Origin of the sequence: Neobacillus rhizosphaerae (genome assembly GCF_050477885.1) — a bacterium.
Lineage (GTDB): Bacteria > Bacillota > Bacilli > Bacillales > Cytobacillaceae > Neobacillus > Neobacillus rhizosphaerae_A.
In genome coordinates this window covers 17,045-28,812 of the sequence record NZ_JBCNAC010000076.1, presented here as the reverse complement: position 1 = coordinate 28,812, position 11,768 = coordinate 17,045, and the positions used below count along the sequence as shown (strand labels likewise).

The following is an 11,768-nucleotide window of genomic DNA, read 5'->3' as shown; positions in this document are numbered from 1 at the left end:
GGGGTGAAACGATGGAATTTGAAACAGTCATTGGACTTGAAGTCCATGTAGAGTTAAAAACGGAATCAAAAATTTTCTCAGCAAGTCCAAACCATTTTGGTGCGGAACCAAATACAAATACAAGTGTTATTGATCTAGGCTATCCTGGAGTTCTTCCTGTCTTAAATAAAAAGGCGGTTGAATTCGGTATGAAGGCAGCTATGGCCTTGAACTGTGAGGTAGCTACTCATACGAAGTTTGACCGAAAAAACTACTTTTACCCAGACAATCCGAAAGCCTACCAAATCTCCCAATTTGACAAACCAATTGGAGAGCATGGCTGGATTGAAATTGAGGTAAACGGCTATACGAAAAAGATTGGTATTACGAGAATCCATCTGGAAGAGGATGCAGGTAAGCTGAATCATGAAAAAGGCTATTCACTTTGCGATTATAATCGCCAGGGAACACCGCTTGTAGAAATCGTTTCTGAGCCGGATATCCGCACTCCTGATGAAGCGTATGCCTATTTGGAAAAATTAAAGTCAATTATTCAATATACAGGTGTTTCCGACTGTAAAATGGAGGAAGGCTCACTTCGGTGTGATGCGAATATCTCCATTCGTCCTGTAGGCCAAGAGGAATTTGGAACAAAGGCGGAGTTAAAGAACTTAAACTCATTCAATTTTGTTCGAAAAGGTCTTGAATACGAAGAGAAGCGTCAGCGAGAAGTGGTTTCATCAGGTGGGACAATTGATCAGGAAACACGCCGCTTTGACGAGGCGACGGGCGCAACCCTTCTAATGCGTGTAAAAGAAGGATCCGATGACTATCGTTACTTCCCAGAACCGGATCTATTGGATTTATATATTGACGAGGAGTGGAAAGCACGGATCCGTGCTGAAATCCCTGAACTGCCAGATCAGCGTCAGAAACGATATATAGAAGAACTAGGTCTGCCTGTTTACGATGCCAAGGTATTAACAATGACTAAAGAAATGGCTGATTTCTTTGAAGCGACCGTAGCTGGTGGCGCAGATGCCAAGCTTGCTTCGAACTGGGTAATGGGAGATGTTTCTGCTTATCTGAATGCGGAAGGGAAAGAACTTGATCAAGTTGCGTTAACTCCAGAAGGATTAGCGAGTATGATCAAACTGATTGAAAATGGCACGATTTCATCCAAAATCGCGAAAACTGTTTTTAAAGAGCTAATTGAAAACGGTGGTGATGCGGAGCAAATCGTAAAGGACAAAGGGCTTGTGCAAATTTCCGATGAGGGCACTCTTCTAAAGATTATTGCAGAAGTACTTGATGCCAATCCAAAATCTGTTGAAGATTTCAAAGATGGAAAAAGCAAAGCAGTTGGTTTCCTAGTAGGACAGCTGATGAAAGCGACAAAGGGACAGGCTAACCCACAACTGGTCAATCAATTGTTACAGCAGGAATTGCAAAAAAGATAAAACGAAGGCTGGCAGAACTACTCTGCCAGCTTTTTTATACGATTTATGTCGATACGAATTTCGACAATGCTCGCTTCATTTCCCGGGAAAAAAGTCAGTAATGAAAAAGGTTAATAGCAGTTTTAACCAAACGTTTGGTTAATAAGGGAAAATAGGGGAATATGTCGAAGTGTGCTTTTTTTGACACGAAAGAACAATATCCAATAAAAAAACGCTAGGCAATCGCCTAGCGCCATACTTGGAAATTAGAAAGAACTCATTGCCCCGCTTTCATCGAATACGGAGGTAGGATTCCATGCCACTTCCCAAAGATTATTTTCGGGGTCGGCAAAATAGGCTATGCGTCCACCCCAGAGGGCATCACTAGGCTCCCTTACGATTTTTCCACCAGCTTTGCGAATTTCCTCAGTAACTGAGTCAACATATCCTGGCTCCTCCACGTTAATAGCAAAAGTCACACCCCGAAAGACTTCGGTCGAATGTGTGATTTCAATATTCGCATCCTTTGCCAACTCCTCAATTGGAAACAATGAAAGCAGCACACCGGCTGTTTTAAAAACGGCATAGTTATCTGAACTAATACTGGTTTCTTCCCATCCTAATGACTGATAAAAAGACCGAAGTGTTGGTAAATCATAAGCGCCTATCGTAATTAAACTAACTCGTTGTGGAACCATTATTTATCCCTCCAATAAAATGTCTGTACCTTTATTTCTACAAATCAATTGCCTTCTCCTTCAATCTGGTAGTTTAGTTCAACTAGAAAATGGTAAGATTTAGAGAAGAGGAAGAGAGGGAACTCACTTGACAATATATATTGCACTATTAAGAGGGATTAATGTTGGCGGTCATAACATTATAAAAATGGCCGATTTAAGAAAGTTGCTAGAAAAGATGGGATTACAAAAAGTGAAGACCTATATTCAAAGTGGGAATGTTTTGTTTGAATCGGAGGAGGGGGCAATACCGCTCATCCAACGAATAGAAGAAGAAATCAGAACTACGTTTGGTTTTCCTGTTCCCGTTATCTTAAGGACTGCTGAAGCGTTGAATCAAATCATTCAGGATTGTCCTTACTCGCCGGATTCATTAAACGAGGGGGAAAGTATTCAACTGGCTTTTTTGGCAGATGAACCCTCTCGGGAAAAAATCGACTATTTGCAAGGTTTTAAAAGTGAACTCGATGAATGCCAAATTGTTGGGAAGGATATTTATTTATTTTTCCGCCAAAGTATCCGTGATTCGAAGCTGGCGACTCAGCTTCCAAAGCTAGGGGTTCTGGCAACAGTACGAAACTGGAAAACGGTGCTTAAGCTAGCTGCTATGGCAGAAGAGTCGGCAAAATGAAAGAAAGCCCGGATTATGAATCATCCGGGCTTTTCCAATAGTCTATTCTTGTTTTAGTAAACGAACGCTTTCAGTGAATTCTTTTTCAATTTCATCATTCTTTTTATAAGTGATTAAGCTGACGATAATAGCAACCAACAAGTTAAGAACAAAACCTGGAACAATTTCATAAAGAGATTCGCCAAAGAAGGTTTTGCCAAGATCTCCGTTCTTCCAAACGATAACGGTAACAGCACCGACGATCATTCCGAACAGGGCTCCCCAGTTGGTTGTCTTTTTCCAGAATAAGCTTAATAGAATGATAGGACCAAATGATGCTCCGAAACCTGCCCACGCATAGGCGACAAGGTCTAAAATTGTGTTGTTTTGTTTGAAAGCAAGTGCAGCTGCAACAACAGCAACGAGGAGAACGGCCATTCTGCCTAAGAAAACTAACTGTTTATCCTTTGCGTTTTTGTTCATTACTACTTTATACAGATCCTCAACAAGCGCACTTGAGGTTACGATCAGCTGAGAAGAGATTGTGCTCATGATAGCAGCAAGAATAGCAGCTAATGCAAATCCCGCAAATAAAGGATGAAAGAAGATTTGACTTAAGGAAATAAAGACTGCTTCTGGATTCTTTAGTGAAAAATCAGCATTATTATGGAAGAATGCCAGTCCGATAAATCCAGTTAGAATAGTACCAATTAAAGATATAATCATCCAGCCCATTCCAATGCGACGGGCACTTTTTGTTTCTTTGATTGTTTTAATGGCCATAAAGCGAACTACGATATGTGGTTGTCCAAAGTATCCAAGGCCCCAAGCCATTGCAGATACAATTCCAATAAAAGTAGTTCCTTTAAATAAATCTAGTAAGGCAGGGTCAATTGCACGAATCGTATCAAATGTTTCAACAGGCCCCCCTGTTTTGAAAATACCAATCGCAGGAACTAAAAGTAAGGCAATCAGCATCATTAACCCTTGAATGAAGTCTGTATAACTCACTGCCAAGAATCCACCAAATAAGGTGTAGGCAACAACAACGCCACCAACGATATATAGACCTGTATGGTAGTCTGTTCCAAATGAACTTTCAAAAAATACTGCTCCCGAAACCATTCCTGAAGACACATAGAAAGTAAAGAAAATAAGTATAACAATACCTGATACAATGCGGAGTAGTTTCGTTTTGTCTTTAAAGCGATTTTCTAAATAGCTTGGAATAGTAATAGAGTCGTTGGCTACCTGCGTATAGGAGCGAAGACGAGGTGCTACCAATAACCAGTTTAAATAGGCTCCAATTGTTAAACCGACAGCGATCCAAGCGTCCGCTAAACCGCTTACATAAATTCCGCCAGGTAAGCCCATTAATAGCCATCCACTCATATCAGCTGCGCCAGCACTCAAGGCGGTTACTGCAGGTCCTAAAGACCTTCCCCCGAGCATGTAGTCCGTCAGATTGCTAGTTTTACGATAAGAATACCAACCAATGAATAACATCATGGCGATGTAGATTCCAATCGAAACTAATTGTAGAGTTTCGTTCGACATACTTTTCCCCCTTTATTATATTGGAAAATATTTATAATAATATTTCCTATATATAAAATATTCTATCAACTTATTAAACTCATTTCTAGTACTAATTTATTGCTTTATGAAAATAGTAATAAGTGCTTGTAGAATACTATAGGAAAACGCCTGAATGCAGTTCAATTGTAACGACTGACTAAAACGACTATTATAGAAGAAAATTGGAAGGGGTGTAGTTGGGATGCGTTTAAACGCTTGGTTTCAAAAAGGAATGACAGTGGATGAATATATAAATGCAATGACTAGTAATAAAGAAGAGATGCTATCCATTTATGAGCAGTTCACCCTATCTGCTGAACACAGCAAGCAGCTTGAGGAATTAAAGGAGAAGCCGTTACGAGTCATCGTTATATCAGAGGATTGGTGTGGGGATGCGCTCTTGAACAATCCGATTTTACTCAAGATTGCTGAAGCCAGCGGGATGGAGGTTCGGTTTGTTCTCAGAGACCAAAATCTAGAGTTAATGGACCAATACTTAACAAATGGCACATCAAGGGCGATTCCCATTTTCATTTTTATTGACCAAGAGGGAAATGAAGTGGGGGTTTGGGGCCCTAGAGCACCAGAAATGCAGGCTCTGGTGGAAAAGGAACGTGCAGCCCTGCCTGAAAAGGATGCAGTTGATTTTCAGGAAAGGCAAATGGAATTGTATAAACGGCTGAGAACCTCCTATCAACAGGACGAAGCCATTTGGCAAATAGTAGCAAGCAGTATAATAGGTACATTATTAAAATAAAACTGAGGCTGACTCCAGGCATTGGAGTCAGCCTCAGCTTTTTATAGCTTATAATTGCCGCCACCCTTTGGGGGGATACGGTCATTAATCAAATTCTTATCATTAATCTTTGGCTCAATACCGAGAATGAAATTACGGATATTGGAACGGTGAAGATAAATTAAAAAGAATGAAAAGAATAAAAAAATAAGTTCTAATTCTAATTCAGGTGAAAAGAAAGAATAGGCAAGCATACTTAATCCAACAGAAATAGATCCAAAAAACACATACTTGGTTAAGAAAATAATGGAAAAAAAGGAAAGATACGCCACTACCAATAATGGGAGATTGGCTATTAATAAGGCACCGGCTGTTGTAGCAATGGCTTTACCGCCTCTAAACCCTGCAAAAATGGGAAAGCAATGGCCGACCACAGCGAGTAATCCAAAGTAGATAGGGTCTACATCCACTTGAAAGTGGATAGGCAGATAAGTGGCTAAAGCGCCCTTGGCAAGATCGATAAGAAGGACGAAAATTGCAGACTTTTTTCCAAGAACCCGTAATGTATTTGTTGCTCCCGGATTTTTACTTCCAAGTTCTCGGATATCGACACCAAAGATTAGTCTTCCCACAATCAAAGCGGTGGGAATACTTCCAATTAAATAGGAAGCAAGAAGCAATAACCAAACCATATGCATCAGTCCCTCACATATAATTTTTAATTCTAATAGCATTCTATCACATTTAGATGGTATTATTTTGTTAATATCTCAATATTCGGAAACAGAGGGAGAAACTAACATGAGTGAAATTGATTTTGGCCAAGTTGCTAATAGCTATGCCCGATCAAGAGAAGATATTCCCGTCACTTTAATGGAAAGCCTGCAGCTGCGCAATATTTTTTTTGATGGAAAAACGATCGCTGACCTTGGTTCAGGCACAGGTGTACTTGCAAGAAAAATGGCGATGAGAAAAGCAAATGTAGTTGGAATTGAACCTTCACAGGGATTGATAAATCAGGCAGTTTTATTGAATCAAATGAAGAATTTTAACATTCCCTATCAACTGGGTACGGCAGAAGCGACGGGTTTAGAAGATTCTCAGTTTGATATTGTGACGGTAATGAGAGCGTGGCACTGGTTCGATCGTGCGAAGGCTATCCAAGAAATTAAAAGGATTTTAAAAGCAAAAGGGACGTTAATTATCATCGATTCTGGATTTCTCTCAGGCCCGGCTGTGGTGGAAAAGACCTTAAAGGTTATTGGGAAATTCGTAGTGGGCGGTTTAACACCGGCTGGTTCAAAAGCGGACTCAAAAATGCGAATTAACGGCTTTCCAGTTGAGTGGTTTGAAGAGTGGAAAAAGGAAGGATTTGAAATTAGAGACTTCTACAAGCTAAATTACTCGGTTACCTTTTCGAAAGAGGAGTGGGTGGAACGAGTAGAGTCTACCTCCTGGCTTGCGGGGTTAGACGAGTCGGTTCGAAAGGAACCATTAAAGGAATTAACGGACTCTTTATCGGCGGACGAATCCTTTGAGGTCCCTCATGACTGTAATGTTTGTATCTTACGATTAGTATAAGCAATCTTTTTAGACGTGCGACTAGTTTCGCGCGTTTTTTTATGATGGTCTTCAAGAGAGCATGATAAGATGAAAAAAGAAAAATATTTATTTAAAAAGTGTAGGGGTTTTTGTAAAACTATTCGTCTATTGATGTGAAAGTACAGAGAGAAAGGGGGAGAGAATCATTAGCGACACTGCATTAATAGAAAAAGTGCTGGAAGGCAATGAACATGCCTTTCGCCTTTTGGTTGAGAAGTACAGCAATGACGTGTTCCGGACTGTCTTTGCTGTTCTTCGTGACCAAAAGGAAGCAGAAGATGCCGCACAAGAAGTGTTCATGAAAATCTATACTTCTCTCTCCCAATATGAAAATCAAGGGTTTAAAACGTGGATGACACGAATTGCTGTCAATCATGCAATAGATGTAAAACGAAAACAGGCCAGAAGAAGAGAGGAAGTTGTGGATGCCCTCGAACAACAGGCCTTAGGGACACCGAGGGATAGTATAGAAAAAGAAATCATTGAAAATGATCAACGCAAACTTGTTAGGAAAAGGCTTGATGAGTTGCCAGAGAATTACCGCGAAGTCATTTATGGGTTCTACATAGCGGAAAAAAGCTATCAACAAATGGCTGAGGAACAAAAAGTACAGGTGAAGACGATTGAAACAAAGCTGTACCGAGCCCGAAGCTGGATGAAAAAGAATTGGAAGGAGGACGATTTTTCATGAAGCATTACACCTACGATGAATGGCTGCAATATGTAAGAAATGAAATCACTGGTAAGACTTGTGAAGAGTTTGAAAATCATCTATATACATGTGACCAATGCCTTGAAGTCTACTTGCAAGCAGTAACAGCAAATGAATCATCTCTCCCAATTCTATCAAATGAAACAAGTTTTACTGATGCCGTAATGGCAGAAGTCTCCAAGAAACAAGGTATGGTGACTGACACCAAGCTGGATAAACAAAAATCCAACAAGAAAAAGCCGTTTTATAAGCAGGCTGCGTTTCATTATTTATTGGCCGCAGCTGCGACAATCTTGCTAACTTTTACTGGAGCTTTCCAATCGCTTGCAACTTATGCAAATTCATTAGAAACAAAACAGGTTCAGGAAAAAAGGCCATCTATGACGGAAGGGATGATGAATAAAACATTCGCATGGATGGATTCACTAGAAAAGAAGGAGGCAAATAAGAAATGAAAAATCCGACAAAGGCGTTAACATTAAATCTTATTCCTGGTCTGGGTCATATTTATAACGGTAAAGTTTTTCGTGGCTTATTTTATCTTATTGCTGTCGGTATAGCAGCGTTTGCAACACTGATTGGTGCAATTAATAATGCAGGAGGGGAAGCCGTCTTAGCCTTTTTGGGAGGGGCTGTCTTCTACATTATTAGCTTTATAGATATGGGACTTCAGATCTCAAAGTATAAGGCAGCGTTAAAGGCCGCTAATCCGGATGATATCCAAAATCAAGATTCCGAACGATTCTATACGATTGTCTTATCCTTTGTCCCTGGTCTTGGCCACTTGCAGATAGGTCTGATGAATAGAGGATTAACCCTTCTAGCAGCGTTTTTGGGTCTTGCCGTCATGGTTATTTTTGTAACAGCCATGTCTAATCGTGGCGAGTTTATGGTGTTCTTAGCAGGATTACCGGTGATCTGGGTGTACGGATTTTTCGATGCGGTCCAACAGGTCAATAAGAAGCAACGAGGTGAGGAGCTAATAGATCGAAGTATCTTAGAGGACTTTGAAATGCGTAAAGAAGACGGAAAGAAGAGTAAATCCATTGCGACCTTTTTATCGATCTTCCCTGGAGCAGGCCACCTCTATCTAGGTCTTCAGCGCCGAGGGATTCAGTTAATGGCAGCATTTCTATTTTCCATTTATATTTTAGATGTTTTACGATTAGGAATCTTCTTGTTCTTAATACCGATTATCTGGTTTTACAGCTTTTTTGATGGACTGCAAAAAGCGTCAAGGTACGGTGAGGAAACGATTGAAGATGTGCCAATCATTGCTTATTTCCTTAATCATCAGAAATGGGTGGGGATTGGGCTTGTAATCATGGGTGTTTACTACTTAATCATGAATGTTCTGCTTCCAGCCTTTTCACCGATGTTCTCGAGACTATTGGATATTGATGTGATGTACTGGGTTCAGGGTTACTTCCAGCCTTATTTACAGACAGGTCTTGTTTGCCTTCTATTAATCGGCGGGGGGATCAAGTTATTATCTGGTAGTAAAAAGAAGCGGGGGATAGAAAACCATGAGTAGTTGGGGGAAAACGATAACAGGGGTGGTCCTAATCGGAGCCGGAATTGGGTTCCTTTTTAGAAAAAGGAAGGAGGAAGAGGTATGAGAACCTGGCGTGTGGGTACATTTTCAATGGGAGGATCGCTCCTATTTCTTGGCCTTTTCCTCTTTTTTTCAAGGTTTCTTGGGTTTAGTATGGTTCAGGTGATGAGTGCGTGGTGGCCGATTTTATTAATCGTTCTGGGTGTCGAAATTTTACTCTACCTATTTTTGTCACGGCAAGAAAAGCCGATTTTAAAATATGATTTTCTTAGTATTTTCTTTGTCGGACTGATGGGGACGACGGGAATAGCGTTTGCGGTCATTAGCTCGACAGGTCTGATGGACAAGGTGGAGGAGTTAATTACGAGGGAAGAGCGTTCGTTTGAGCTTCCTGCATATTCCTATCCAATGGATGATAGTATCAAACGAGTGGTAGTCAGAACTGTCGGTTATGATATGACGATTGAGGCGACAGAAGAAAAAGAGGTTTCTATGTTTGGGACGTATCGGGTCCAAACAGCGAAGAAAGATAAGCTTTTAAAAACAGCAGAAGATTTGATTTCAGCTAACAAAAGAGGCGATACGTTATATCTGAATGTGAAGACCTTACCAAATGAGGTAGGACCGTTTGATTTACAAGGAAATGTTGCAGCAACGCTTCTTGTACCAAGTGACGTGAAACTTGAGGTGATCGGTAACGGGAACGAGCTTACCTTAAAGCCTAGGACGCTGGCGAATGATTGGAATATTGAGAGTGCTTCATCGGTTATGGTCGATGTTGCAAAAAATAGTGATTTGAAGGTAGCGGCAGTCGGAGTCGAAGATATACGTGGAAAAGACGGCGAATGGAAGGTATCGGAGGATACGGCTTCTGAAGGCATAGAGAATTCATCTGTGTTGAAAAATGCGGTTTATCAAGCAGGAGAAGGCAAACACCGTATCAATATAGTTAATGCGTATAATGTAAGTCTTAATAGCAATTAGTAGAAAAAATCATCTTATTTTTTGCAAAAAAAAATAAAAGGATTATGATAGAAGGTGGACTCTGGAGAGAGAATAGTACGTATGGCTTCGCGTTAAGTTTGTAAGCGAGGATAATAATTGGTAGAATATAGAATTGACAGAGTCGGTGTTATTTAAAAAAATTAGGATGATGATAATGAAAAGAGCAAGACTAATTTATAACCCAACTTCAGGACGTGAATTGATTAAGCGCCAACTGCCGGAGATTCTTATGAAATTAGAAGCGGCCGGCTATGAAGCTTCTTGTCATGCCACAACTGGAGCAGGTGATGCAACGAATGCAGCACGCATCGCTGTCGAGCGCCAATACGACGTAGTCATTGCAGCAGGTGGAGATGGAACCATACATGAAGTGGTTAACGGCTTAGCTGAACAGGAATATCGTCCGAAATTAGGCATTATTCCAGCTGGAACAACGAATGATTTTGCTCGTGCCCTTCAAATACCAAGGGATATTGGAGCCGCTGTCGATATAATCACAAAAGGGGAATTAATTCCCGTCGATATTGGTCGGATTAATGAAAAGTATTTTATAAATATCGCAGGTGGCGGAAGGCTTACTGAGCTTACATATGAGGTCCCTAGCAAATTAAAAACGATGCTTGGTCAGCTTGCCTACTACTTAAAAGGAATGGAAATGATTCCTTCAATTAAAGCCTCACATCTAAAGCTTGAATATGATGGGAAGCTGTTTGAAGGAGAAGCCATGATGTTCCTTGTTGGCCTGACGAATTCCATTGGAGGATTTGAAAGGCTTGCGCCTGATGCCTCGATCAATGATGGACTATTCTCGTTGTTAATTGTGAAAAAAGTGAATTTGGCAGAGTTTATTCGAATTTCAACCTTAGCTGTTCGCGGAGAGCATGTGAATGACCCCAATGTCATTTACACACAGGCAAATCGCATTAAAGTGTATTCTGATGACAGGGTGCAGTTAAATTTAGATGGTGAATTTGGCGGACTGCTGCCAGCAGAGTTTGAAAACCTATACCGCCATTTAGAAGTGTTTGTGCCACTTGACAATATTCGCCCGCAAGACAGACCAACTGACTGGGAATCGGGTAAAAGATATAGCTAACAAAAAGTTCGTTCCATATGGAGCGAGCTTTTTTTAGTAGAGTGGATTTTACTATAGAAGGAAAATCCGAATCAGCTCTAGAATTAGGTATATAATGATTTGTAGACAGCAGTCAAGACAAATAAGGGGTGTGGGATATGAAGGCATTGATCAACATTGACTATACATTTGATTTTGTTGCAGATAGTGGGGCCCTAACCTGTGGGAAACCAGGTCAGGTCATCGAGGAGAAAATCACTCAACTTACGAACGAGTTTATTGAGAATGGCGATTATGTGGTCTTTGCTATTGATGTCCATGACCAAGGGGATGAATTCCATCCGGAAACCAAATTATTCCCACCGCATAATCTTCGCGGCACATCAGGAAGAGACTTATTTGGAGCATTAAAGGGTGTATATGAGAAAAACCAGGGCCAGGAAAATGTTGTTTTTATGGATAAAACACGGTACTCTGCCTTTGCAGGTACAGATTTGGAAATCAAATTAAGGGAGCGCGGCATTACAGAGGTACATTTGGTGGGAGTTTGTACGGATATTTGCGTGCTCCATACGGCGGTAGATGCGTACAATACAGGATTCAAAATCATTGTTTACAAGGATGCTGTTGCCTCATTTAACCAAGCGGGACATGAATGGGCCCTCGGACATTTTGAACAATCGCTGGGTGCTATGGTGAAATAGTCTATTTAATGATATTATTGTTTGTAATGGTGAAAA

Annotated in this window: 14 protein-coding genes; 11 read left to right on the top strand and 3 right to left on the bottom strand. The window is 40.6% G+C overall.

Annotation, left to right across the window (positions count from 1 at the left end):
• Positions 1-11: 11 nt before the first annotated feature.
• Complete coding sequence (gatB, locus tag ABES03_RS10100) at positions 12-1,439, top strand: Asp-tRNA(Asn)/Glu-tRNA(Gln) amidotransferase subunit GatB (RefSeq protein ID WP_430117166.1); 1,428 nt, start codon at positions 12-14, stop codon at positions 1,437-1,439.
• Positions 1,440-1,684: 245 nt separating this feature from the next.
• Here gatB and ABES03_RS10095 read toward each other — a convergent pair whose 3' ends face one another.
• Positions 1,685-2,116 carry a VOC family protein gene (locus ABES03_RS10095; RefSeq protein WP_430117165.1) on the bottom strand — a complete coding sequence of 144 codons (432 nt, stop codon included), beginning with the start codon at positions 2,114-2,116 and terminating at the stop codon, positions 1,685-1,687.
• Between the two features lie 127 nt (positions 2,117-2,243).
• Between ABES03_RS10095 and ABES03_RS10090 the strand changes: the two genes are divergently transcribed.
• Positions 2,244-2,786 carry a DUF1697 domain-containing protein gene (locus ABES03_RS10090; RefSeq protein ID WP_430117164.1) on the top strand — a complete coding sequence of 181 codons (543 nt, stop codon included), beginning with the start codon at positions 2,244-2,246 and terminating at the stop codon, positions 2,784-2,786.
• Between the two features lie 42 nt (positions 2,787-2,828).
• Here the strand turns inward: ABES03_RS10090 and putP are convergent, their stop codons facing one another.
• Positions 2,829-4,322, bottom strand: a complete 1,494-nt coding sequence (gene putP, locus ABES03_RS10085) for a sodium/proline symporter PutP (RefSeq protein WP_430117163.1) — start codon at positions 4,320-4,322, stop codon at positions 2,829-2,831.
• 223 nt (positions 4,323-4,545) lie between these two features.
• On the opposite strand from putP, the gene ABES03_RS10080 reads away from it, so the two are divergent.
• Entirely contained in the window at positions 4,546-5,100 is a 555-nt protein-coding gene (locus tag ABES03_RS10080; RefSeq protein WP_430117162.1) for a thioredoxin family protein, read from the top strand.
• Positions 5,101-5,141: 41 nt separating this feature from the next.
• On the opposite strand, the gene plsY is transcribed toward ABES03_RS10080, so the two are convergent.
• Positions 5,142-5,771 (bottom strand): glycerol-3-phosphate 1-O-acyltransferase PlsY, encoded by a 630-nt coding sequence (gene plsY, locus ABES03_RS10075; protein ID WP_430117231.1) that lies wholly within the window; start codon positions 5,769-5,771, stop codon positions 5,142-5,144.
• A 109-nt stretch (positions 5,772-5,880) separates the two neighbouring features.
• On the opposite strand from plsY, the gene ABES03_RS10070 reads away from it, so the two are divergent.
• From ABES03_RS10070 to ABES03_RS10035, 8 genes are all read left to right on the top strand, one after another.
• On the top strand, positions 5,881-6,660 hold the full coding sequence (locus ABES03_RS10070) for a class I SAM-dependent methyltransferase (RefSeq protein WP_430117161.1): 780 nt from the start codon (positions 5,881-5,883) through the stop codon (positions 6,658-6,660).
• Between the two features lie 166 nt (positions 6,661-6,826).
• Complete coding sequence (locus tag ABES03_RS10065; RefSeq protein WP_430117230.1) at positions 6,827-7,372, top strand: RNA polymerase sigma factor; 546 nt, start codon at positions 6,827-6,829, stop codon at positions 7,370-7,372.
• Entirely contained in the window at positions 7,369-7,848 is a 480-nt protein-coding gene (locus tag ABES03_RS10060; RefSeq protein WP_430117160.1) for a hypothetical protein, read from the top strand. The genes ABES03_RS10065 and ABES03_RS10060 overlap by 4 nt, the downstream gene beginning before the upstream one ends.
• Positions 7,845-8,927 carry a hypothetical protein gene (locus ABES03_RS10055; protein ID WP_430117159.1) on the top strand — a complete coding sequence of 361 codons (1,083 nt, stop codon included), beginning with the start codon at positions 7,845-7,847 and terminating at the stop codon, positions 8,925-8,927. Before ABES03_RS10060 ends, ABES03_RS10055 begins: the two co-directional genes overlap by 4 nt.
• Positions 8,920-9,012, top strand: coding sequence for an LPXTG cell wall anchor domain-containing protein (locus ABES03_RS10050; protein ID WP_430117158.1), 93 nt, complete (start codon positions 8,920-8,922; stop codon positions 9,010-9,012). The genes ABES03_RS10055 and ABES03_RS10050 overlap by 8 nt, the downstream gene beginning before the upstream one ends.
• Positions 9,009-9,932 carry a hypothetical protein gene (locus tag ABES03_RS10045; protein ID WP_430117157.1) on the top strand — a complete coding sequence of 308 codons (924 nt, stop codon included), beginning with the start codon at positions 9,009-9,011 and terminating at the stop codon, positions 9,930-9,932. Before ABES03_RS10050 ends, ABES03_RS10045 begins: the two co-directional genes overlap by 4 nt.
• Positions 9,933-10,107: 175 nt before the next feature.
• The gene (locus ABES03_RS10040) at positions 10,108-11,049 is read left to right on the top strand and encodes a diacylglycerol kinase (RefSeq protein WP_430117156.1); all 942 of its coding nucleotides are present in this window, start codon (positions 10,108-10,110) and stop codon (positions 11,047-11,049) included.
• A 137-nt stretch (positions 11,050-11,186) separates the two neighbouring features.
• Positions 11,187-11,732, top strand: coding sequence for a cysteine hydrolase family protein (locus ABES03_RS10035; RefSeq protein ID WP_430117155.1), 546 nt, complete (start codon positions 11,187-11,189; stop codon positions 11,730-11,732).
• The last annotated feature ends 36 nt before the right edge of the window (positions 11,733-11,768 follow it).